Genomic DNA, 22,474 nt, shown 5'->3' with positions numbered 1-22,474 from the left:
AATTTTTTTTCAATTAGTTAGCAGGAGGGAAAGCAGGCCCAGCAGGCTTAGTATCCCAGAATACCTGAGTAGCGTTATCTTGTCTTTGAGTCACGTTTGGATTCGCAACAACCTCCACAGATGGGTACAAGAAAGTTCTTGGGAACACCCCTGGGTCTGGTTCAACGTTTGGATCAAGTGTGGTTGGATAACCTGTTCTTCTGTAGAAGTTATAAGCATCACCAGCACCACCGAACATAGTTACGAAGTATTGCTCTGCTAAAGCATTCCATGATGCATCATCAGTTCCAGTAATCAAAGCAGACTTAGCAGCGATGAAGTCAGATACAGTAGTTGCGTCTGGCTCGAAAGATGGGTCACGAGATGTATCTAGTGCACCAAACGATTGAACTTTAGCGATAGACTTAGTAAGACCAGCTTCTACGAATCCAGCAGCTGCTCCAGGAGAACCTCCAGCAAGAGCTACTTCAGCTCTCCAGAAGTCTACGTAAGAAGCAAGGATGATTGGCTCAACACCTTCACCTAGTCCACCTACATCTTGGTTAAGACCACCGAAGCGGTTGTCATCAAACAGTCCACCTGCTGGGTAAACACCTACAGCAGTACGTGTGAAGTTATCAGGAGGAGTACCATCGTCATCTCCGTGGTTACGACCCCAGTATCCATCTTCTAAGAAACAGTAAGGGATTCCAGCGTATTGTGGTGGAGCAGTTTCTAATGAACAAGAAAGTGTTTCACCATTACCTTCAGGTAGACAAGATGCACCAGGAGTACATTCTGCCTGACGGAAGAAGTAGTAACGAATACGTGGATCATCATCAGAACCATCAGCTGCATCAGCATCTTGCATTAGACGCATTAGCCACATAGACTGATAAATATTAGCACCAGAAACTGTGTAATCAGCGTTGTAATCTGGGTGACGTGTGTTCGGGTTCAATAACTGAGTACCATATTTGAACTCAAAGTCTTGAGAGCTATCAGAAATAAAGTTTCCACTAGAAACTACAGCGTTAAAGGCAGCAGTATCACCAGTAGTCAATGCGTGACGCATGATTAAAGTGTTTACTAGACGTTGCCAGTTACTAACATCTCCATCATAAAAGAAGTCTGTAGCTGTTCCAACACTAGCTCCTGAAAAATAGCCAGCAGCTTCATCTAATAACGCACGGGCAGCAGCGTAAACTGTGGCATCGTCGTCAAGTGTTGGGTTAGGGAACTCATCTGGATTAAGAGCTTCAGAAAAAGGAATATCTCCTATGAAATCAACTAACATCATCAAGGTATAAGCCTCAATCGTCTTTGATACACCTAAGTGGAATTCTAATCCTCCATCAGCTTCTTGTTGAGCTTCAATAATGTTCACGTTAGCAAAGATGCTGCTGAAAGAACGACTCCAAACACCATCAAAAGTAGATGAGTTGTAGTTGTTGAAGTAGTCACGTCCGAACATGTAGTCGATACGTGTCAATTCTGCAGATCTATCATTGAACGTGATAGCGTTTGTTACAAAAGCACGTTGGATAGTGTTAAGTAACAGATCTGGGTCTGCCTGTTCTGGCGAAATTGCGTTCGGACTTACAAGTTGTTCCAACTCGGTTGTCTCACAAGAGTAGAACAAGGTTCCGCTCGAGATTAACGCAAGTAAAAAGATTTTATAGATTGTTTTCATAACTAAATTAAGAGATTATAATTAGAATGATGCTTTAATACTCATACCGTATCTTCTTGATGAAGGACCGTTGATGTAGTCAAATCCACGACCGTTACCAATACCAACACCAGCTACGTTAGGATCGAAGTTCGCTCCATCAGGTGTGTTGTAAGCATCATACCAAAGGTTGAATCCACTTGCTGTTATCGATAGTGAACCAAATGGTGTTTTTTCTAGCCATTTCTTTGGAACAGTATATCCGAAAGAAAGTTCTTGTAAACGAATTACAGACGCATCATAAACTTGCAATTCTTTAGGTCCGAACAATACGTTCGAGAAGTAGTACTGCGAGTTGTTGATCTGGATTTCGTTTGGCTCTCCTGTAGATTGGCTAACACCTGGTAAGATAAAGGTATTTGCACGATCCTCAGTTTCAACGATCAAACCACGTCCAAGCAATACTGCGATAGTAGAAGATGCAATATCTCCACCTTTAGTATGGCTGAATTGGAATCCTAGGTTGAAGTTCTTGTAAGACAAGGTGTTGATAAAGTTCATTACGTAATCCGGGTTCGGGTTACCAATGATAGGAGTAATCTGACGACCGTCATCAAGTACAACTTGATCTTCAGTTACATAGTTACCAGCACTGTTTACTACGAAGTTTCCAGCGTCATCACGTAGAATACGAGTACCAACGATCACACCTAATTGCTCTCCGCGGATAGCAGCGTTAGCACCTAGGAAAGCAGCAGTAGAACCAGCGAAAAGAATTTGATCTTCTTCTTGCTCAGTTACGATTTGCTCACTCTGTGTGAAGTTAACACGAGAATTCCAGTTGAATCCGTCTTCTTTATCACTCTTAAATAAGTCTACGCTTAAATCAACTTCCCATCCGTCACCTTCTACTTTACCAATGTTGTCCTGAGTCTGAGTAAATCCAGAAGAAGGAGCCAATGGCTTGAATACGATGAGGTCTTCAGTAGAACGGTCGAAGTAAGAAACGTTCAAGTTAACACGGTTGTTCAAGAAACGAGAGTCAAAACCAACTTCGAATTCTGAAATAAGTTCAGGCTTCAAGTCTGGGTTAGCACGGAATCCTGAGATCGCGTTTGTAGTAATAGGTCCAACCGCACCACCGTTTCCGTTGATCGCTAAGTTCAAGTTCTGAACTGTTGGGAATCCTGTTGGGAATCCAGCAGAAGTACCAAGACCTGCACGTAACTTCAAGTAGTTAAGTCCCCATTCAGATGAACGAATAGAAGGGAATGCAGCAGTTGGCAAGAACGATGCAGAGATCGATGGGTAGAACTGATTGTTGTTCTCTGTTGGTAAGTTAGAAACCCAGTCATTACGAGCAGAAAGCGTTAAGAACGCCCAATCGCTGTAGTCGATAGAAGTTTCAGCAAATACACCAACAATGTTTCTGAAAGATGTATTCTGGATTGGAGTCTGAGTCAAGAAGTTGAAGTGACGAAGAACGCCAAATACAATTTGTCCGTCAGACTGAACACCTTGCTGATCGAAGTTTCTTGAACGGCTAGTTGCACCAGCTGTAAAAGTAATTCCGATATCGTCAGTGATGTCGTAGTCACCACTCAATGTCAAGTAGTGATCCCAGATACGTACGTTGTTGTCCCAAGTGATGTACTGACCAAAGATAGCTTGGTTGAAGTTTACACCATTCTTGTTAGAGTACTGTGTGTTGCGCTCGTTGTAGAAGTCAACACCAGCACGGTATAGTAAGTTCAAGTTGTCGCTAAAGTCATACTGAAGTTGAGCAGTACCGAATACACGGTTTGTCAACTGAGTAGAACCAGCGTTCTCAACAGTCCAGCGTGGGTTGATGATATCGTTACCGTTACGGTAGTAGATAGATCCACCGGTTTCTGGAATAGTGTAAGGAAGTCCCATCAAGTCTACAGAACGCGGAGTAAAGAATACGTTCGCGAAAGTAGAGAAACCTAAAGTACCGTTACCACGAGAGGCCGCTACTGGAGGAGATGCAACTTGGTTACGAGAGAAATTCAAAGTAGCAGATACTGTGAAGTTGTTAGTAAGCTGTGCGCGTCCACCAACTGCAAGAGTATTTCTGCGAATGTTGTTTCCTGGAGTAAATCCTGTTTCATCAAGGTGACCGTAGTTAACGTTGTAAGCAAGCTTACCATCGTCAGAGTTACCACGGATGTTGATAGAAGTGTTTACTACATCACCAGTACGGAAGAAATCTTCAACACTGTTGTATGGTCTCCATTCATATCGCTGTCCTGCAAAACGATTTCTCAATTCGTTGTCACCACCGTTAAGGTTGTTCAAGAATGCAGAAGAATCGTAAGGGTGACGCAATGTTCCTTGAGCGTCGATCAAACCAGCTGGGTCATTCAAGTATCCGTCAACACCTTCAGCGTTGAAAGAAGGACCCCAGTTAGAGAAGAACCATCCGAAAGATTGGTCGAAACCGTTTCCGTATTTGTCTTGGTAATCAGGTAGAGAAGCAATTTCGTTTACGAAGAACGATTGGCTAACTGTGATTTCGGTCTTCTTAGCTGATTTGTTTGCTCCACCACCACCAGACTTGGTAGTAATTACAATTACCCCGTTACGTCCAGCTGTACCGTAAAGTGTTGCTGCTGCAAGACCTTTAAGTACGTTTACGCTTTCGATGTTATTTGGATCTAAGTCTAGGAAACGAGAAGAACCGACGTTACCGTCAAGGAAGTTACCTTGGGCGTTAGTATCACTTGAGAATGGTACACCATCTACAATGAATAAAGCCTGGTTACTACCGGTAATCGAATTGTATCCTCGAATTACTACATTAGTTGCAGATCCAGAAGTACCACTCTGAGAAGTGATCTGTACCCCAGATGCTTTACCAGAAAGCACACGAGCAACGTCACCTTCTGTACGTTGTTCGATATCTGCTGATTCAACAGTACTTACCGCATAACCTAGGGCCTTAGCCTCACGCTTGATACCTTGGGCAACTACCAATACTTCTTCAAGCTCGGTCCCAGGTACCATTTGTACGTTTACAGTAGATGTACTTGCAGTTACTGCGATTTCCTGTTGAGTAAAACCTACGTAACTGTAGACAAGCGTCTGTCCAACTGATGCTCCGATGCTATAATTACCATCAAAGTCAGATTGAGTTCCAGTCGCGGTGCCTTTTACAATAATGTTAACCCCAGGTAATGGTAAACCGGTATCATCGGTCACGTTACCCGTGATTGTTTTGTCTTGTGCGAACGTCAGTTGCACTACAAACGCCATGAATAGCGTTAAAATTCCACTAAACTTTGTTCTCATTTTTATAATTTATTTGAATTAGCCAATGCCAAAAATCACAATAAAAAGTTAATTACACAAGTTTTTACACTTAAAATTTACTTTTTTTTAAGGTTATTGTTACCCTTGTGTTAAGGGGGTTTTCCTAAAAATTTGAGCGTAAACTGAGGTGTATTTTCGTGTTCGAAAATGAGAAGGGAAGAGCGCCAGTTTTTCCGTTTGCGATATTGATCTTAAAAACCCCTGCTTTAGATAAAAATCCGAGTCCAATTCCAAAACTTATCAATTCTTCTTGGGTCTGAGTAAGCTCATTTTCCAAATAACCCACATCGGCTATGCTGTGAACATAGAGTCCTGGGTTTACTAAATAGCGGTATTCCGTATTGAGAACAGAATATAATTGAGCGTCTATACTGTTCTCGTCAAAGCCTCGTATAGAGGTGATCCCTCCAAAGCGCATGAGTTCGTTGGTGAGGTAGTTGTCGCTAATAAGGGTCTCAGTAGTGTTTCTTACAAATACAGAATTGTTCTCATTGAGTTCAAAGATATAGAAGCCGTCAAAGCTCACCTTGACCTGATCGCTAGTCATGGCGGCGCTTCTGTTTCCGAACTGACTCTTGAGTTCCCAGCGCGTCTTGTTTGGAAAGAGCAGGCTGGGTTGTGGGATCTGATATTGCAGTCCGGCTAAAACAAAGTCCGAAGTGTAGTCTGCAATAGTGGCAGCGGTTAGCGCGTCGTCTAGCAAATTGTTGGATTCGTAATGGGTGTAGCCTGCAAGTGCTCGCAACCTAGGGTTGATCTGATAGTGTGCTTGTGCTTTCTGTTCTACGGTGACAAAACTCGAATCGCGTTTAAAGATGTAGAGTTCTAAATCTACTCCTAAGGGTGTCTTGAATAAATAAGGTAAGGAGGTGGCTACTCTAAAGTTCTGCTGATCGCGGCCGTCGCTTTTGTAATTAAGTCTAATCTCTTCTCCAAAGTTCAGGTTGTTGCGAAGTTCTAGGTCTAGGTATCCATTAAAGATGATCTTGGAGTCTGATTCGCTATTGGCAAAGCCTAAGATTCCGTCAAAGCTATTGCTCGATCTCTTTTTAAGGTAAAGGTAGACTTCAGTGCTGTCTGGACGGAATAACACTTCTGGTGCTTTGGAGCTGGTCACAAATGGTAAACTTTCTATTGCCTCGTAATTCTTGAGGAGTTTTTTCTTGTCAAAGATCCCTCCAGTTTTGATCCCTGCGAAATACTTGAGGTAAGATCTCGGGAATTTCTCATAGCCCTTGATAACGATCTTGTCTAGAGTTCTGCTTGTGCCAGAGCTAACGCTCAAGGTGCCGGTCATAGTTTGTGGATCTTCCAGATCGAGATCTATCAGTTGAACAGTTGCGAATGCATTACCTAAGCTGTTTTGGTAGTCGGTTAGCATTTGCATGCCTGCTTCCAGATCTTCAAAGGCGAGTGTTATGATCGTATCGTTAACTGCGGGGAAAAGACGTTTGAGATCTTTTGTGGGTATGCCAGAAAAGCTGTGATCTATTTTGAGGGTAGTGATCTGCATTCCCAAATCATAGGTTGCAACAAAAGTCGAGTCTGTCTTGGCTGTGGGTATTTTGTAGTTTAGATTGATGTAGCCTGATTTTCTAAGATAGCTTGCGGCCGCATCCGCAGCAGAGGTCATGCTGGCCAAGTCTGGGTAAGTCAGCTGAGTGAAGAGGGATTTGACTTGCTCCGTTTCGTGCTTCGGACTGACCTCTAGCTCCAGTGTAAAATTCTGGGCTGTAGCCAATCCGCAGTATAGCATATATATATTAAGGTATAAAGCGCGCTTTAAAAATCGGTCCAAAATGCCTAGAATTATCTCTGTAAATCTAACGCAAGTGAAGGTTTTTTCATATAAATAGGGTCGCCAAATTATAAGGATTTGAAAATTACAGAGTATACGTTTGAATACTAGAATTTTATTTCTACCTTTGCATGCCCTTAAAAAGGGCCTTTTAGATTTTAAAAAAAGTATAACAAAGGATTTTATGCCAACAATTTCACAATTAGTACGAAAAGGAAGATCCAAAATAACCAAGAAGAGCAAATCGGCTGCTTTGGATTCGTGCCCTCAAAGAAGAGGGGTATGTACTCGTGTGTACACTACCACACCTAAGAAACCTAACTCAGCGATGAGAAAGGTTGCGCGTGTGCGTCTTACCAACGGTAAGGAAGTGAACGCCTACATCCCTGGAGAAGGACACAATCTACAAGAGCACTCGATAGTATTGGTTAGAGGAGGAAGGGTAAAAGATTTGCCGGGAGTTCGTTATCACATTGTACGTGGAGCACTTGACACCGCTGGTGTTGAAGGCCGTCTACAACGTAGATCGAAGTACGGAGCGAAACGCCCAAAGAAGTAAATTAACACCCGTTAAAGCGAAGACATGAGAAAAAGACAAGCAAAAAAACGTCCGCTTTTACCAGATCCAAAGTTTAACGATCAATTGGTTACACGTTTTGTGAACAATTTGATGTGGGACGGTAAAAAGTCAGTGGCGTTCAAGATATTCTACGACGCGATCGAGATCGTTGACGAGAAAAAACAAGATGACGAAAAAACGGCTCTTGAGCTTTGGAAGGATGCTCTTTCAAACGTAATGCCTCACGTAGAGGTACGTAGCCGTCGAGTGGGAGGAGCTACATTCCAGATCCCAATGCAAATCAGACCAGACCGTAAGGTTTCTACAGCTATGAAGTGGTTGATTCTATATGCGCGTAAGCGTAATGAGAAGTCAATGGCTCAGAAATTGGCTGCAGAGATCCTAGCTGCGGCTAAGGAAGAAGGAGCTGCTGTTAAGAAGCGCGTTGATACCCACAAGATGGCAGAAGCAAACAAAGCATTCTCACACTTTAGATTCTAAGAAATAAAATGGCAAGAGATTTAAAATTCACTAGAAATATCGGGATCGCCGCACACATTGATGCGGGTAAAACCACTACGACTGAGCGTATCCTATACTATACTGGTGTTAGTCACAAGATTGGTGAGGTACACGATGGTGCCGCAACTATGGACTGGATGGAGCAAGAGCAGGAGCGTGGTATTACAATTACCTCTGCTGCAACTACATGTACTTGGAATTTCCCACTTGAGAACGGGAAGCCGACTCCAGAAACGCAAGGCTATCACTTTAACATCATTGATACTCCGGGTCACGTTGACTTTACCGTAGAGGTAAACCGTTCTTTACGTGTACTTGACGGCTTGGTATTCTTGTTCTCTGCAGTAGACGGAGTTGAGCCTCAATCTGAGACCAACTGGCGTTTGGCAGACAATTACAAAGTACCACGTATCGGTTTTGTAAACAAGATGGACCGTCAGGGGTCAAACTTTATGGCGGTATGTCAGCAGGTAAAAGATATGTTGAAGTCTAACGCAGTGCCAATTGTAATGAACATTGGTGATGAGGCAGACTTTAAAGGTATCGTTGATCTTGTAAAGAACCGCGCCATTATCTGGCACGATGAAACACAGGGATCTACCTTTGACGTGGTGGACATTCCAGAAGAATTGAAAGAAGAGGCTGCTATGTTGCGCGGTCAACTTATTGAAGAAGTTGCTGCTTACGACGAGAACCTTTTGGAGAAATTCATGGAAGACGAAGACTCCATTACTGAAGAAGAAGTTCACGCTGCACTACGCGCTGCCGTAATGGATATGAGTATCATTCCAATGATCTGTGGATCGGCATTTAAGAACAAAGGTGTTCAGTTCCTATTGGACGCTGTTTGTCGTTACTTGCCTTCTCCAACAGACAAAGAAGGAATTGTTGGGATGAACCCTGATACTGATAAAGAAGAAATTCGCAAGCCTGATGTTAAGGAGCCGTTTGCGGCCCTTGCCTTTAAGATCGCTACCGATCCTTTCGTAGGTCGTTTGGCATTCTTTAGAGCTTATTCAGGTCGTTTGGATGCAGGTTCTTACGTATTGAACAACCGTTCTGGTAAGAAAGAGCGTATTTCTCGTATTTACCAAATGCACTCGAACAAGCAAAACGCTATCGAATTTATTGAAGCTGGTGATATTGGAGCAGCTGTTGGATTTAAGGACATCAAAACTGGTGACACCCTATCTGACGAGAAGAACCCAATCGTACTAGAAAGTATGGACTTCCCAGATCCGGTAATCGGTATCGCGGTTGAGCCTAAGACTAAGGCAGACGTAGATAAACTAGGTATGGCCCTGTCTAAATTGGCAGAAGAGGATCCAACCTTTACCGTGCGTACTGATGAGGCTTCTGGACAAACCATTATCTCTGGTATGGGTGAGCTTCACTTAGATATCATTGTAGATCGTTTGAGACGTGAGTTCAAGGTTGAAGTAAACCAAGGACAGCCTCAGGTAGAGTACAAAGAAGCTATCACAGCGAAAGCAGATCACAGAGAGGTTTACAAGAAGCAATCTGGTGGTCGTGGTAAGTTCGCGGATATCGTATTTACTATGGAGCCTCTTGAGGACGAAACCAAAACTGGTCTTGAGTTTGTTAACGAGATCAAAGGTGGTAACGTACCAAAAGAATATGTTCCAGCTGTAGAGAAAGGATTCAAAGAAGCTATGAAGAACGGTCCTTTGGCTGGTTTCGAAATGGATTCGATGAAAGTTACCTTGAAAGATGGATCTTTCCACCCAGTGGATTCCGATTCGCTTTCTTTTGAATTGGCTGCTAAAATGGGTTACAAAGCTGCTGCTAAAGCTGCACGTGCTGTAATCCTTGAGCCAATCATGAAACTAGAGGTTATTACTCCAGAAGAGAACATGGGTGATATTGTTGGAGACTTGAACCGCCGTCGCGGACAAGTAAACAACATGGGAGATCGCGCAGGAGCTAAGGTTGTTAAAGCCGAGGTGCCACTTTCTGAGATGTTTGGTTATGTAACTACGTTGCGTACCCTTTCTTCAGGTCGTGCGACTTCAACTATGGAATTCTCTCACTATGCAGAAACTCCTTCTAACATTTCAGAAGAAGTAATTGCTGCCGCTAGAGGAACTGCTAACGTATAATATTCAACAGATGAGTCAGAAAATAAGAATTAAGCTTAAATCTTACGATCACAATTTGGTAGACAAATCTGCTGAAAAAATCGTAAAGACCGTAAAGAGTACTGGTGCTGTAGTAACTGGTCCAATTCCACTACCTACACACAAAAAGATCTTTACCGTATTGCGTTCACCGCACGTGAACAAGAAGTCTCGCGAACAGTTCCAATTGAGCTCTTACAAGCGCCTTTTGGACATCTATTCGTCTTCTTCTAAGACCATCGACGCTTTGATGAAACTTGAATTGCCAAGTGGAGTTGAAGTAGAGATCAAGGTGTAATGCACTAAGAGCTTCCCGCTTTCGCGAGAAGTGAACATGTCCCGAGCGGTTGTCGAGGGAAAAACGGAAAAAATACATTCAGGGTTGAAGGTATTTTGACCCTGAATTTTTTTGAAATAGGAAGCTAAAGGCTTCAAAATAAATAAGTAAATAACAATTAATAATTATGTCTGGGTTAATAGGAAAAAAGATAGGAATGACCAGCATCTTTGACGAGAACGGGAAGAACATCCCTTGTACCGTTATCGAAGCAGGTCCCTGTGTTGTTACCCAAGTCAGAACCACTGAGGTAGACGGGTATGAAGCTCTTCAACTTGGTTTCGATGACGCTAAAAAGGCAAACATGGCTGCCGCTGGGCACGCCAAGAAAGCTGGAACCGTTGCAAAACGTAAAGTCGCCGAATTCCAAGGATTTGAAGAGGAGTATAAACTAGGTGATACCATCACCGTAGAACACTTCGCAGAAGGAGAATTTGTAGATGTATCTGGTACATCTAAAGGAAAAGGATTCCAAGGGGTAGTAAAGCGCCACGGATTTGGCGGGGTTGGACAGGCCACTCACGGTCAGCACAACCGTCTGCGTGCTCCTGGTTCTATTGGTGCGGCATCTTACCCTGCACGTGTATTCAAAGGAATGCGCATGGCAGGTCAGATGGGCAACGAGAAAGTAAAAGTTCAAAACTTGCGTGTATTGAAAGTAGTTCCTGAAAAGAATCTACTTGTTGTGAAAGGGTGTGTGCCTGGACACAAGAACGCTTACGTAACCATTCAGAAATAATGAAAGTAGCAGTATTAGATAAGAACGGAAAAGAAACCGGAAGACAGGTAACCTTGTCTAAGGAGGTTTTCGCAGTAGAGGCTAATGAGCATGCTGTTTACTTAGATGTAAAGCAATACCTAGCAAATCAGCGTCAAGGGACTCACAAGTCTAAAGAGCGCGCTGAGATTGCAGGGTCTACTCGTAAGATCAAAAAGCAAAAAGGTACGGGTACTGCTCGTGCTGGTAGTATCAAATCTCCTGTGTTTAAGGGAGGGGGTCGCATCTTCGGACCAAGACCGCGTAACTACGGCTTTAAATTGAATAAGAACCTGAAGCGTTTGGCTCGTAAGTCAGCTTTGACCATGAAGGCAAACGACAAGGCAATCCTAGTTGTAGAGGACTTCCAGATGGATGCGCCTAAGACTCAGGAATTCTCTCAAGTGATTAAGAATCTGGGACTTGAAAACAAAAAGTCTTTGTTCGTGTTGGGAGAGTCAAATAATAACCTATATTTGTCGTCTCGTAATTTAAAAGGTGCTGAAGTTATAACTAACTCAGAATTAAACACTTACAAAATTATGAATGCAAGTAGCGTAGTGTTATTTGAAGGTTCTTTGGAAGGAATTGAAATAAACTTAAGTAAATAAGAAGCGATGAGTGTCTTAATAAAACCCATTATTACGGAAAAGGCTACTGCAGCTGTAGAAGAATTAAACGTCTACGGATTTGAGGTAGCTCCGACGGCGAATAAGGTAGAAATTAAGAAGGCAGTCGAGGCTGCTTACGGCGTTTCTGTTACTAAAGTTCGCACAATAAATGTCCGCCCAGATCGACGTACACGTTACACGCGTACGGGGATGCAAACTGGTAAAACAAATGCTTATAAAAAAGCACTTGTACAGGTGGCGGAAGGTGATACAATTGATTTTTACAGTAACATCTAGAATTTCTAGAAACTAAAACGACAATAATGTCAGTAAGAAAATTAAAGCCTGTCACCCCAGCGCAGCGATTTAGAGTAGTTAATGGTTTTGACGCCATTACTACTGACAAGCCGGAGAAAAGCCTATTGGCTCCGAAAAAACGTTCTGGGGGTAGAAACAGTCAAGGAAGAATGACCATGCGCTACAAAGGTGGTGGTCACAAGAGAAAGTATCGAATCATCGATTTCAAGAGAGACAAGACCGGAGTTCCTGGTACTGTCGCCTCTATTCAGTATGATCCGAACAGAACCGCGTTTATCGCCCTGTTGAACTATCAGGATGGTGAAAAGCGTTACATCATAGCCCAAAACGGTCTTCAAGTAGGTCAGAACGTTGTTTCTGGCGAGAAGGTGGCTCCTGAGATCGGGAACGCCATGCCGTTATCGGATATTCCACTAGGTACTATTATTTCATGTATTGAACTACGTCCAGGACAGGGAGCTGTTATGGCGCGTAGTGCTGGTGCTTTCGCACAGCTTATGGCTCGTGACGGAAAGTACGCTACAGTGAAACTTCCATCTGGTGAGACCCGTTTGATTTTAGTGACTTGTATGGCAACTATCGGAGCTGTTTCTAACAGTGACCACCAGTTGTTGGTGTCTGGTAAGGCAGGACGCAGCCGTTGGTTGGGTCGTCGTCCAAGAACCAGACCAGTAGTGATGAACCCAGTCGATCACCCAATGGGTGGTGGTGAAGGGAAGTCCTCTGGAGGTCACCCACGTTCTAGAAATGGTATTCCTGCTAAAGGATTTAGAACCCGTTCTAAGACGAAAGCGAGTAATAAGTACATTGTAGAACGTAGAAAGAAATAATAAGATATGGCACGTTCATTAAAGAAAGGACCTTACGTTCACTATAAATTAGAGAAGAAAGTTCAACAGAATGTTGAGTCGAACAAGAAAAGCGTAATCAAGACTTGGTCTCGCGCTTCTATGATCACTCCGGATTTTGTTGGTCAGACCATTGCTGTTCATAACGGACGTCAGTTTGTTCCTGTTTACGTAACAGAGAACATGGTAGGTCATAAACTAGGAGAGTTTTCGCCAACACGTTCCTTTAGAGGACACGCAGGGGCTAAAAACAAAGGAAAAAAATAATACGCCATGGGAGTTCGTAAAAGAGAAAGAGCAGAGCAAATCAAAGAAGCCAAACGAAACATGGCTTTTGCTAAGTTGAATAACTGCCCTACATCTCCTCGCAAGATGCGTCTGGTAGCAGACCTTATCCGCGGAGAGAAAGTAGACAAGGCGTTGAACATATTGCGCTTCAGCCAAAAAGAAGCTGCTGGTCGTTTAGAAAAGCTTTTGCTTTCGGCCATCGCTAACTGGCAAGCCAAGAACGAAGAAGCTGACGTAGAGTCTGCAGATCTTTTTGTAAAAGAGATCCGCGTAGACAGCGCTAGCATGCTAAAGCGTTTGCGTACTGCTCCGCAGGGACGCGCACACAGAATTAGAAAACGCTCTAACCATGTAACCTTGGTACTAGGAGCAAACGATAACTCACAAAGCTAGAAAGTAAATGGGACAGAAAACAAATCCAATCGGAAATCGCCTTGGAATTATCAGAGGATGGGAATCTAACTGGTATGGTGGCCGTGATTACGGTGACAAATTGGCCGAGGATGACAAGATTAGAAAGTACGTTCACGCTCGTTTATCGAAAGCTAGTGTGTCACGTGTAATTATTGAGCGTACGCTTAAACTTGTAACCGTTACTATCACAACGGCTCGCCCAGGTATCATTATTGGTAAGGGTGGTCAAGAGGTAGACAAGTTGAAAGAAGAGCTTAAGAAGATCACCGGAAAAGAAGTACAGATCAACATCTACGAGATCAAGAGACCAGAATTGGACGCACACCTAGTGGCTGCTAGTGTTGCTCGCCAGATCGAAAGCAGAATCTCTTACCGTCGTGCCATCAAGATGGCTATCGCTGCGGCAATGAGAATGAATGCTGAAGGAATCAAGATCCAGATCGCTGGACGTCTTAACGGTGCAGAAATGGCGCGTACGGAGTCTTACAAAGACGGCCGTATCCCATTGTCGACCTTTAGAGCTGATATTGATTATGCACTAGTTGAAGCCCACACTACTTACGGTAGATTGGGTGTAAAAGTGTGGATCATGAAAGGCGAGGTATATGGAAAGAGAGAGCTATCTCCACTAGTTGGTCTTGCTAAGAAGCAAGGTAATAAAGGTGGCGGTGGTCGCGGAGGAAACAAATCTCGTCGCAGAAAGTAATTATTAAAGACATTTAGACATGTTACAACCTAAAAGAACCAAATTCCGCAAGCAACAGAAGGGGCGCATGAAAGGCAATGCCGGACGTGGAAACCAGCTTTCTTACGGTACCTTCGGAATTAAATCTTTAGATTCTAATTTCTTGACTTCACGTCAAATAGAAGCTGCGCGTATTGCCGCTACACGTTACATGAAGCGGGAAGGACAAATGTGGATCATGATTTTCCCAGATAAGCCAATTACCAAAAAACCACTCGAAGTACGTATGGGTAAAGGTAAAGGTGCTGTGGATCACTGGGCTGCAGTTGTTAAACCCGGTAGAGTGTTGTTTGAAGTATCAGGTGTACCATTTGAAGTTGCTAAGGAAGCACTTCGTTTGGCTGCTCAAAAGCTTCCCGTTAAAACAAAGTTCATTGTGTCCCGAGATTTTCAGGCGTAATTAATTAAGAGATGAAACAAGTAGAGATTAAAGAAGCATCTACCGCCGATCTGCAAGAAAAGCTTGTAGAGTCAAAAAAGGCTTATACAGATCTTAAGATGGCTCACGCCATTTCACCGTTGGAGAATCCGATTCAGCTTAGAACGCAACGTCGTACTATCGCTAGAATTCAGACCGAACTAACTAAAAGAGAAGTACAGTAAGTACGAAAGCGGAAAGATGGAAAAAAGAAATTTAAGAAAAGAGCGTATCGGGGTAGTAACCTCTAACAAGATGGAGAAATCTATCGTTGTTTCTGAGGTGAAGAAAGTAAAGCACCCGATGTACGGAAAGTTCGTACTTAAAACTAAAAAGTACGTTGCCCACGACGAGCAAAACGACTGTAACGAAGGTGATACTGTACGTATCATGGAAACACGTCCGTTGAGTAAATCGAAGTGTTGGAGACTAGTAGAAATCATTGAAAGAGCTAAGTAATCATGGTACAACAGGAATCAAGACTAAAAGTAGCAGACAATACCGGAGCTAAGGAAGTACTTACTATCCGTGTATTGGGAGGCACCAAGCGTCGTTACGCGTCGATTGGTGACAAGATTGTAGTGACCGTGAAAGAAGCCACTCCAAACGGTACAGTAAAGAAAGGAACCGTTTCTACCGCTGTGGTAGTACGTGTGAAGAAGGAAGTGCGTCGTCCTGATGGATCTTATATCCGTTTTGATGACAACGCCTGTGTACTGTTGAACGCCGCTGGCGAGATGCGCGGAACCCGTGTATTCGGACCTGTAGCGAGAGAGCTTCGCGATAAGCAATTCATGAAGATTGTATCATTGGCACCAGAAGTGCTTTAATCGATCAGACAAATGACAAAGCTGAAAATTAAAACAGGAGATAACGTTACGGTAATTGCCGGAGATCACAAAGGATCTGAAGGGAAGGTGCTACGCGTTATGGCTGATGCCAATAAAGCCATCGTTGAAGGTGTGAATCTTGTAAAGAAACACCAGAAGCCAAGTGCTAACAATCCTCAGGGAGGCATCGTAGAGAAAGAAGCTGCCATTCACATTTCTAACCTGTCGCTAATCGACCCTAAATCGGGAGATGCAACACGTGTAGGATTCAGAATGGATGACGGGAAAAAAGTACGTTTTTCCAAGAAATCTAATGAAGTAATTTAGTTATGGGCTATACACCAAGACTTAAAGAAGAATACAAAAGCCGCGTTGTAAACGCCCTTACCGACGAGTTTGGGTATGCGAACGTAATGCAGGTGCCTAAATTGGAAAAGATTGTTGTTTCCAGAGGTATTGGTGCTGCTGTGGCTGACAAGAAACTTATCGAGTACTCGGTAGAGGAGTTGACTAACATCACTGGTCAAAAGGCAATCCAAACGATCTCTAAGAAAGACGTTGCAACTTTTAAGTTGCGTAAGGGAATGCCAATTGGAGCCATGGTTACTTTGCGTGGAGAGCGCATGTACGAATTCTTAGATCGTTTGATCACATCGGCATTGCCACGTGTTCGCGATTTCAACGGAATCAAGGCTACAGGTTTTGACGGACGTGGAAACTACTCTTTAGGAGTTACTGAGCAGATCATCTTCCCAGAGATCGACATCGACAAGGTGCGTAAGATCGAAGGGATGAACATCACTTTTGTAACCTCTGCAGAGACCGATAAAGAAGCGAAATCATTATTAACCGAACTGGGACTACCCTTTAAAAAGAACTAAGAGATGGCTAAAGAATCAATGAAAGCCCGCGAGGTAAAAAGAGCCAAACTAGTTGCCAAGTATGCTGAGAAGCGCAAGGCGTTAAAAGAAGCTGGTGATTACGAAGCATTGCAAAAGCTTCCTAAGAACGCTTCTCCAGTACGCATGCACAATCGTTGCAAGCTTACAGGACGTCCTAAAGGTTACATGAGACAATTCGGAATTTCTCGTGTAATGTTTAGAGAGATGGCCAACCAAGGTTTGATTCCAGGAGTTCGCAAAGCAAGCTGGTAAAAGTTTAACTGGTGGAAGGTCCTAAAACAAAAAGGGAAACCCTCACCGCAATCAATTATAAATGACAACAGATCCAATCGCAGATTATCTGACTCGTGTTAGAAATGCAGTAGCTGCTGGCCACCGTGTGGTAGAAGTACCTGCTTCTAACTTGAAAAAAGAGATCACTAAGATCCTTTTCGATCAGGGGTACATTTTAAGCTACAAATTCGAAGACAAGCAAGGTCCTCAGGGAACTATCAAGATCGCTTTGAAGTACGACAAGCTTACCAAAGATCCAGTGATCAAAAAGATTCAAAGAATTAGTAAACCAGGTCTACGTAAGTATGCCGGTGCCAACGAAATGCCTAGAATATTGAATGGTTTAGGAATTGCAATCGTGTCAACTTCTGCGGGAGTAATGACAGGAAAGCAGGCTACCAGCCAGAATGTAGGTGGAGAGGTACTTTGTTACGTATATTAAAAAGAGACTAGAAACCATGTCAAGAATAGGAAAAAGCCCAGTAGCAATCCCTGACGGTGTAACCGTAGAAGTAAACGGGAACACTGTTACAGTAAAAGGGAAGTTAGGCGAGTTAACACAGGAGCTGAGTGATGTTACCGTTTCGGTAGAAGACGGTCAGGTAACTGTGGAGCGTCCTTCAGATCATAAAGATCACCGCGCTAAGCACGGTTTATATCGTGCGCTTATAGCCAATATGGTCTTAGGTGTATCAGAAGGTTGGACCAAGAGTTTGGAACTTGTTGGGGTAGGATACCGCGCAAGCAACCAGGGTCAGAAACTAGACATAGCCATCGGATTTTCACACAACATCGTTATGGACATTGCTCCTGAGGTGCAAGTGGAGACTATTTCCGAAAAAGGAAAGAATCCGATCATCAAATTAACATCTCACGACAAGCAACTTGTTGGTCAAGTAGCGGCTAAGATCCGCAGCTACCGCAAGCCAGAACCTTACAAAGGAAAAGGTATCAAGTTTGTTGGAGAACAAATTAGAAGAAAAGCAGGTAAATCTGCATAAACAGTTAGGTTATGGCATTATCAAAATCAGATAGAAGAGAGAGAATCCGCAACCGTATTCGTAAAACTGTTGCAGGTACCGCACAGCGTCCTAGACTTGCTGTGTTCAGAAGTAATAAAGAGATCTATGCTCAATTGATCGACGATGTGAACGGAGTGACTATCACTGCTGCTTCATCTCGTGACAAAGGGATCAGTGGAGGAAACAAATCAGAAACTGCTAAGGCAGTGGGTGTAGCTATCGCAGAGAAAGCAGTGAAGGCTGGTGTAGAGTCAGTTTCATTCGATCGCGGTGGGTATCTATACCACGGAAGAGTAAAATCATTAGCCGAAGGAGCCCGTGAAGGCGGCTTAAAATTCTAAGATATGTACAAAGATTATAAGAACGTAGAATTAGTAAAACCAGGTGGTCTTGAGCTTAAAGATCGTTTGGTAGGCGTACAACGGGTAACTAAAGTAACCAAAGGAGGTAGAGCTTTCGGATTTTCTGCTATTGTAGTGGTAGGAGATGAGAACGGTGTTGTTGGACATGGACTTGGTAAATCTAAGGATGTGGCTAGCGCTATCGCTAAGGCTGTTGAAGACGCTAAGAAAAACTTGGTACGTATCCCATTGAACAAGGCTACATTGCCACACGAACAAAAAGGTAAATACGGCGGAGCTCGTGTAAACCTTATGCCAGCTGCTCCCGGTACCGGGGTAATCGCGGGTGGTGCTGTACGTGCAGTATTGGAAGCCGTAGGAGTACATGACGTACTTTCTAAGTCGCAAGGTTCGTCTAACCCACACAACGTGGTAAAGGCTACCTTTGATGCTTTGTTGCAAATGCGCAGTGCGCATACTGTAGCTCAGCAACGCGGTATTTCATTGGAAAAATTGTATAAAGGATAAATCGCACAAGAATGGCAAAGATTAAAGTAACCAAAGTTCGCTCAGCAATCAATCGTACTCAGAATCAAAAGAGAACGTTGGAGGCCTTAGGCCTGCGCAAGATTGGGCAGACCGTAGAGCACGAGGACACGCCAAATATTCTTGGCATGATAAACAAAGTACAACACCTGGTTTCTGTAGAAACCAACTAAGATATTACTCATGGATTTAAGCAACTTAAAACCAGCCGAAGGTTCAGTACATGGCAAAGGCAAGCGCGTAGGGCGCGGGCAAGGTTCCGGTAAAGGTGGAACTGCGACCCGTGGTCACAAAGGTGCCAAGTCACGTTCAGGATATTCTAAGAAATTAGGATTCGAAGGTGGGCAAATGCCACTTCAACGTCGTGTACCTAAGTTTGGTTTCAAAAATATCAACCGCAAAGAGTACCAAGGAATCAACTTGGATACCCTACAGAAAATGGTTGACGAGAAGAAGATCAAAGACAGCGTGTCAATTGAAGAATTGGTAGCGTTGCGTTTGGCTCACAAGAATGATTTAGTGAAGATTTTAGGAAGAGGAGAACTTAAAGCCAAATTGACCGTAACTGCTCACAAATTTACGGCTACTGCTAAGCAAGCTATCGAAGCTGCCGGTGGTGAAGCCATAACGCTGTAATACATTACTAAGGATGAAGTTTATTGAAACCTTAAAGAATGTTTGGAAAATAGAAGAATTGCGTAACCGCATTTTGGTAACGCTTAGTCTTTTGTTGGTGTATCGATTCGGTGCTCAAGTAGTACTGCCAAATATCGATGCGGCACAATTGGCCGAGTTTTCTGGAAAGTTTGAAGGCGGAGGAATCGGAGCGATCCTAAACGCATTTACCGGAGGGGCTTTTGCCAACGCTTCGGTTTTTGCCTTGGGTATTATGCCGTATATCTCGGCTTCGATTGTGGTACAGCTGATGCAGATCGCAGTTCCTTATTTGCAGAAATTACAGAAAGAAGGAGAGAGTGGTCGTAAAAAGATCACTCAGATCACACGTTGGTTGACCATCGCTATCTGTTTGGTACAAGCGCCGAGTTACCTTATTGGTCTTGATGCACTAGGTGTACCAGCAGAGGCGTATATTCTTCCGCGTGGATTTATGTTCTATTTCACCTCTGTGATCATTTTAACTACAGGATGTGTGTTTGCCATGTGGTTGGGTGAAAAGATCACAGATAAGGGAATTGGAAACGGTATCTCACTACTTATTATGGTGGGTATCATTGCTACACTTCCACAGTCTTTTGCACAAGAGATCAACTCGCGTTTGCAAGCTGGTGGTGGTGGAGCTATCATGATTCTTTTAGAATTGGTGATTTGGTTCTTGATCATCCTGGCATCGGTGATGCTTGTGATGGCTGTGCGGAAGATACCTGTGCAGTATGCCCGTAGAACCGCATCTGGAGGATATGAGAAGAATATCTTTGGAGCGCGTCAGTTCATTCCATTGAAGCTGAACGCATCTGGAGTAATGCCGATCATCTTCGCGCAAGCGATCATGTTCGTACCTGCTGCCTTGGCGAGCTTGTCTGAGAGTACTTGGGCAGAAAGTGTACAGGCAGAGTTCAACAATCCGTTTGGACTTTGGTACAATGTTGTATTCGCGATCTTGATCATCATCTTTACGTATTTCTATACAGCGATCACGGTACCGACCAACAAGATGGCTGACGATCTTAAAAGAAGCGGCGGATTCATTCCAGGTATCAAACCGGGAACAGATACAGCCGAATTCTTAGACCGAGTAATGTCACAAATTACCTTCCCAGGTTCCTTGTTCTTGGCTGCCATTGCAGTATTTCCTGCAGTAGTTCAGAACATCATGGGAATCCAACAAGGTTGGGCATTGTTCTTCGGTGGTACTTCCCTGCTTATTATGGTTGGGGTAGCTATCGATACCATGCAACAAATTAATTCGTACTTACTCAACCGTCACTATGATGGCTTGATGAAGTCAGGTAAAAACAGAAAAGCAGTAGCATAATATGGCAAAACAACCGGCAATCGAACAAGACGGGACCATCATTGAAGCGTTATCTAACGCGATGTTCCGTGTAGAATTAGAGAATGGGCACGTGGTAACGGCTCACATTTCCGGAAAGATGCGTATGCACTACATTAAGTTATTACCAGGAGATAAAGTAAAACTAGAAATGAGTCCTTACGATTTGACTAAGGCTCGGATCACCTATAGATACTAAAAGCACAAACCCATGAAGGTAAGAGCATCTATCAAGAAAAGAAGCGCCGACTGCAAGATCGTACGTAGAAAAGGACGCTTATATGTAATCAACAAAAAGAACCCTAGGTTCAAACAAAGACAAGGATAATTATGGCAAGAATCGCAGGTGTAGATATCCCGAAGCAAAAAAGGGGTGTAATCGCGTTAACCTATATCTATGGAATCGGTAAAAGCCGTGCCAAAGATATATTGGACAAAGCTGGAGTTAGTGAAGACACTAAAGTATCCGAGTGGACCGATGATGAGATCGGGAAAATTCGTGATGCCGTAGGGTATTACAAAATCGAAGGGGAGTTACGTTCAGAGGTACAACTTTCTATCAAGCGTTTGATGGATATCGGTTGTTACCGCGGAATTCGTCACAGAGCTGGTTTACCGCTTCGTGGCCAACGCACTAAGAACAACTCAAGAACCCGTAAAGGAAAACGTAAAACAGTTGCCAACAAGAAGAAGGCTACTAAATAATCACTGAAGCAATGGCAAAGTCTGGTAAAAGTACTAAGAAGAGAAAGGTGGTTGTTGAAGCTGTTGGGGAAGCCCACATTACTGCTTCATTCAATAACATCATCATATCCTTGACAAATAAGAACGGAGACGTTATTTCCTGGTCTTCAGCTGGGAAAATGGGCTTTAGAGGCTCTAAGAAAAACACCCCTTACGCTGCTCAATTAGCGGCGGAAGATGCATGTGGTGTAGCTCATGAAGCTGGTCTTCGCAAAGTAAAGGCCTATGTAAAAGGCCCGGGAAATGGTAGAGAATCTGCCATGCGTACTATCCACAACTCTGGAATTGAGATCACCGAGATCATCGACGTGACTCCAATGCCACACAACGGATGTCGCCCTCCTAAAAGAAGAAGAGTATAATTAATAAGTATAAACCGAAGGGATATTTAGCACTAGAGGACGACCTTAATTTAGTGCTCCTTTCTAACAAATTTTAAAATGGCAAGATATACTGGTCCAAAATCTAAGATCGCTCGTAAATTCGGCGAAGCAATCTTTGGCGACGATAAGTCGTTCGAAAAACGCAATTACCCTCCAGGGCAACACGGTAACAACCGTCGTCGTGGGAAGAAAAGTGAGTACGCAATTCAGTTGGCTGAAAAGCAGAAAGCGAAGTACACTTACGGGATCTTGGAGCGTCAGTTCCGTAACCTTTTCAAAAAAGCAACTGCTGCCCCTGGAATTACCGGTGAGGTATTGTTGCAACTATGTGAGTCTCGTTTAGACAACGTAGTATACCGTATGGGAATCGCTCCGACACGTAGCGGTGCCCGTCAGTTGGTTTCTCACGCGCACATCAATGTAAACGGTGCTAAAGTAACTATTCCATCTTACCAGTTGAAGCCTGGAGATGTTGTTGCAGTGCGTGAAAAATCTAAATCGCTTGAAACTATCGAGCGTTCTTTGAGTGCCTCTAGCAATGTGTTCGAATGGATCACATTCAACAACGAGACCAAAGAAGGGACTTTCGTAGCTGTTCCTCAACGAATCCAGATTCCAGAGAACATCAACGAGCAGTTCATCGTAGAATTGTATTCTAAATAATAACCCATACAGGAGTTTTAAA

At 43.5% G+C, this 22,474-nt stretch carries 33 protein-coding genes; 30 read left to right on the top strand and 3 right to left on the bottom strand.

Annotated features, from left to right (window positions below; translation table 11 throughout):
• Window positions 1-13: 13 nt before the first annotated feature.
• The 3 genes from AC0J2F_RS04230 to AC0J2F_RS04220 all read right to left on the bottom strand — a co-directional run bounded on the left by AC0J2F_RS04230 (window position 14) and on the right by AC0J2F_RS04220 (window position 6,782).
• A complete protein-coding gene (locus tag AC0J2F_RS04230) occupies window positions 14-1,672 on the bottom strand; it encodes a SusD/RagB family nutrient-binding outer membrane lipoprotein (protein WP_473008975.1) in 1,659 nt (552 codons plus the stop codon).
• Between the two features lie 21 nt (window positions 1,673-1,693).
• Complete coding sequence (locus tag AC0J2F_RS04225) at window positions 1,694-4,963, bottom strand: SusC/RagA family TonB-linked outer membrane protein (protein ID WP_473008974.1); 3,270 nt, start codon at window positions 4,961-4,963, stop codon at window positions 1,694-1,696.
• 124 nt (window positions 4,964-5,087) lie between these two features.
• Window positions 5,088-6,782: a BamA/TamA family outer membrane protein gene (locus tag AC0J2F_RS04220; RefSeq protein ID WP_473008972.1), complete on the bottom strand. Its 1,695-nt coding sequence runs from the start codon at window positions 6,780-6,782 to the stop codon at window positions 5,088-5,090.
• A 184-nt stretch (window positions 6,783-6,966) separates the two neighbouring features.
• Between AC0J2F_RS04220 and rpsL the strand changes: the two genes are divergently transcribed.
• From rpsL to rpsD, 30 genes are all read left to right on the top strand, one after another.
• Window positions 6,967-7,341, top strand: coding sequence for a 30S ribosomal protein S12 (gene rpsL, locus AC0J2F_RS04215; protein WP_087524602.1), 375 nt, complete (start codon window positions 6,967-6,969; stop codon window positions 7,339-7,341).
• Between the two features lie 24 nt (window positions 7,342-7,365).
• On the top strand, window positions 7,366-7,842 hold the full coding sequence (rpsG, locus tag AC0J2F_RS04210; protein ID WP_473008970.1) for a 30S ribosomal protein S7: 477 nt from the start codon (window positions 7,366-7,368) through the stop codon (window positions 7,840-7,842).
• 8 nt (window positions 7,843-7,850) lie between these two features.
• A complete protein-coding gene (gene fusA, locus AC0J2F_RS04205) occupies window positions 7,851-9,983 on the top strand; it encodes an elongation factor G (protein ID WP_473008969.1) in 2,133 nt (710 codons plus the stop codon).
• Window positions 9,984-9,993: 10 nt separating this feature from the next.
• Window positions 9,994-10,299: a 30S ribosomal protein S10 gene (gene rpsJ, locus AC0J2F_RS04200; protein ID WP_010181931.1), complete on the top strand. Its 306-nt coding sequence runs from the start codon at window positions 9,994-9,996 to the stop codon at window positions 10,297-10,299.
• 166 nt (window positions 10,300-10,465) lie between these two features.
• Window positions 10,466-11,077 carry a 50S ribosomal protein L3 gene (rplC, locus tag AC0J2F_RS04195; protein ID WP_087524605.1) on the top strand — a complete coding sequence of 204 codons (612 nt, stop codon included), beginning with the start codon at window positions 10,466-10,468 and terminating at the stop codon, window positions 11,075-11,077.
• Window positions 11,077-11,706, top strand: a complete 630-nt coding sequence (gene rplD / locus AC0J2F_RS04190; RefSeq protein WP_473008966.1) for a 50S ribosomal protein L4 — start codon at window positions 11,077-11,079, stop codon at window positions 11,704-11,706. The genes rplC and rplD overlap by 1 nt, the downstream gene beginning before the upstream one ends.
• Window positions 11,707-11,712: 6 nt before the next feature.
• The gene (gene rplW / locus AC0J2F_RS04185; protein WP_272831776.1) at window positions 11,713-12,003 is read left to right on the top strand and encodes a 50S ribosomal protein L23; all 291 of its coding nucleotides are present in this window, start codon (window positions 11,713-11,715) and stop codon (window positions 12,001-12,003) included.
• A 26-nt stretch (window positions 12,004-12,029) separates the two neighbouring features.
• On the top strand, window positions 12,030-12,854 hold the full coding sequence (gene rplB, locus AC0J2F_RS04180; protein WP_087524608.1) for a 50S ribosomal protein L2: 825 nt from the start codon (window positions 12,030-12,032) through the stop codon (window positions 12,852-12,854).
• 6 nt (window positions 12,855-12,860) lie between these two features.
• The gene (gene rpsS, locus AC0J2F_RS04175) at window positions 12,861-13,139 is read left to right on the top strand and encodes a 30S ribosomal protein S19 (protein WP_087524609.1); all 279 of its coding nucleotides are present in this window, start codon (window positions 12,861-12,863) and stop codon (window positions 13,137-13,139) included.
• A 6-nt stretch (window positions 13,140-13,145) separates the two neighbouring features.
• Window positions 13,146-13,553 (top strand): 50S ribosomal protein L22, encoded by a 408-nt coding sequence (rplV, locus tag AC0J2F_RS04170; protein WP_087524610.1) that lies wholly within the window; start codon window positions 13,146-13,148, stop codon window positions 13,551-13,553.
• 7 nt (window positions 13,554-13,560) lie between these two features.
• On the top strand, window positions 13,561-14,280 hold the full coding sequence (gene rpsC, locus AC0J2F_RS04165) for a 30S ribosomal protein S3 (RefSeq protein WP_473008963.1): 720 nt from the start codon (window positions 13,561-13,563) through the stop codon (window positions 14,278-14,280).
• Window positions 14,281-14,299: 19 nt separating this feature from the next.
• Window positions 14,300-14,719, top strand: coding sequence for a 50S ribosomal protein L16 (rplP, locus tag AC0J2F_RS04160; protein ID WP_087524612.1), 420 nt, complete (start codon window positions 14,300-14,302; stop codon window positions 14,717-14,719).
• Between the two features lie 11 nt (window positions 14,720-14,730).
• On the top strand, window positions 14,731-14,922 hold the full coding sequence (gene rpmC / locus AC0J2F_RS04155; protein ID WP_272831779.1) for a 50S ribosomal protein L29: 192 nt from the start codon (window positions 14,731-14,733) through the stop codon (window positions 14,920-14,922).
• Between the two features lie 16 nt (window positions 14,923-14,938).
• The gene (rpsQ, locus tag AC0J2F_RS04150; protein ID WP_087524614.1) at window positions 14,939-15,196 is read left to right on the top strand and encodes a 30S ribosomal protein S17; all 258 of its coding nucleotides are present in this window, start codon (window positions 14,939-14,941) and stop codon (window positions 15,194-15,196) included.
• A 2-nt stretch (window positions 15,197-15,198) separates the two neighbouring features.
• A complete protein-coding gene (rplN, locus tag AC0J2F_RS04145) occupies window positions 15,199-15,567 on the top strand; it encodes a 50S ribosomal protein L14 (RefSeq protein ID WP_087524615.1) in 369 nt (122 codons plus the stop codon).
• A 12-nt stretch (window positions 15,568-15,579) separates the two neighbouring features.
• Window positions 15,580-15,894 carry a 50S ribosomal protein L24 gene (rplX, locus tag AC0J2F_RS04140; RefSeq protein WP_473008960.1) on the top strand — a complete coding sequence of 105 codons (315 nt, stop codon included), beginning with the start codon at window positions 15,580-15,582 and terminating at the stop codon, window positions 15,892-15,894.
• A gap of 2 nt (window positions 15,895-15,896) precedes the next feature.
• Window positions 15,897-16,448: a 50S ribosomal protein L5 gene (gene rplE / locus AC0J2F_RS04135; protein WP_473008958.1), complete on the top strand. Its 552-nt coding sequence runs from the start codon at window positions 15,897-15,899 to the stop codon at window positions 16,446-16,448.
• Between the two features lie 3 nt (window positions 16,449-16,451).
• A complete protein-coding gene (rpsN, locus tag AC0J2F_RS04130; protein ID WP_473008956.1) occupies window positions 16,452-16,721 on the top strand; it encodes a 30S ribosomal protein S14 in 270 nt (89 codons plus the stop codon).
• Between the two features lie 61 nt (window positions 16,722-16,782).
• Window positions 16,783-17,184 carry a 30S ribosomal protein S8 gene (gene rpsH / locus AC0J2F_RS04125; protein WP_473008954.1) on the top strand — a complete coding sequence of 134 codons (402 nt, stop codon included), beginning with the start codon at window positions 16,783-16,785 and terminating at the stop codon, window positions 17,182-17,184.
• Window positions 17,185-17,200: 16 nt separating this feature from the next.
• A complete protein-coding gene (gene rplF / locus AC0J2F_RS04120; protein WP_473008952.1) occupies window positions 17,201-17,743 on the top strand; it encodes a 50S ribosomal protein L6 in 543 nt (180 codons plus the stop codon).
• 11 nt (window positions 17,744-17,754) lie between these two features.
• The gene (gene rplR / locus AC0J2F_RS04115) at window positions 17,755-18,105 is read left to right on the top strand and encodes a 50S ribosomal protein L18 (protein WP_473008950.1); all 351 of its coding nucleotides are present in this window, start codon (window positions 17,755-17,757) and stop codon (window positions 18,103-18,105) included.
• A gap of 3 nt (window positions 18,106-18,108) precedes the next feature.
• Window positions 18,109-18,633, top strand: a complete 525-nt coding sequence (gene rpsE / locus AC0J2F_RS04110; RefSeq protein WP_473008948.1) for a 30S ribosomal protein S5 — start codon at window positions 18,109-18,111, stop codon at window positions 18,631-18,633.
• Window positions 18,634-18,644: 11 nt separating this feature from the next.
• Window positions 18,645-18,824 (top strand): 50S ribosomal protein L30, encoded by a 180-nt coding sequence (gene rpmD / locus AC0J2F_RS04105; protein ID WP_087524623.1) that lies wholly within the window; start codon window positions 18,645-18,647, stop codon window positions 18,822-18,824.
• A 10-nt stretch (window positions 18,825-18,834) separates the two neighbouring features.
• Window positions 18,835-19,287 carry a 50S ribosomal protein L15 gene (gene rplO / locus AC0J2F_RS04100; protein WP_087524624.1) on the top strand — a complete coding sequence of 151 codons (453 nt, stop codon included), beginning with the start codon at window positions 18,835-18,837 and terminating at the stop codon, window positions 19,285-19,287.
• A gap of 13 nt (window positions 19,288-19,300) precedes the next feature.
• Window positions 19,301-20,644 (top strand): preprotein translocase subunit SecY, encoded by a 1,344-nt coding sequence (gene secY / locus AC0J2F_RS04095; RefSeq protein WP_473008945.1) that lies wholly within the window; start codon window positions 19,301-19,303, stop codon window positions 20,642-20,644.
• A gap of 1 nt (window position 20,645) precedes the next feature.
• A complete protein-coding gene (gene infA, locus AC0J2F_RS04090) occupies window positions 20,646-20,861 on the top strand; it encodes a translation initiation factor IF-1 (RefSeq protein WP_014031991.1) in 216 nt (71 codons plus the stop codon).
• Window positions 20,862-20,873: 12 nt separating this feature from the next.
• A complete protein-coding gene (gene ykgO, locus AC0J2F_RS04085) occupies window positions 20,874-20,990 on the top strand; it encodes a type B 50S ribosomal protein L36 (RefSeq protein WP_010519235.1) in 117 nt (38 codons plus the stop codon).
• A gap of 2 nt (window positions 20,991-20,992) precedes the next feature.
• Entirely contained in the window at window positions 20,993-21,367 is a 375-nt protein-coding gene (gene rpsM / locus AC0J2F_RS04080) for a 30S ribosomal protein S13 (RefSeq protein ID WP_087524626.1), read from the top strand.
• 11 nt (window positions 21,368-21,378) lie between these two features.
• Window positions 21,379-21,768 carry a 30S ribosomal protein S11 gene (gene rpsK, locus AC0J2F_RS04075; RefSeq protein ID WP_087524627.1) on the top strand — a complete coding sequence of 130 codons (390 nt, stop codon included), beginning with the start codon at window positions 21,379-21,381 and terminating at the stop codon, window positions 21,766-21,768.
• A 78-nt stretch (window positions 21,769-21,846) separates the two neighbouring features.
• Window positions 21,847-22,452 (top strand): 30S ribosomal protein S4, encoded by a 606-nt coding sequence (gene rpsD, locus AC0J2F_RS04070; RefSeq protein WP_473008940.1) that lies wholly within the window; start codon window positions 21,847-21,849, stop codon window positions 22,450-22,452.
• The last annotated feature ends 22 nt before the right edge of the window (window positions 22,453-22,474 follow it).

The sequence above is a fragment of the Gilvibacter sp. CC01 genome (assembly GCF_055755295.1).
The sequence above is the reverse complement of the archived record's forward strand: the minus strand, read 5'-3'. Positions and strand labels throughout refer to the sequence as shown.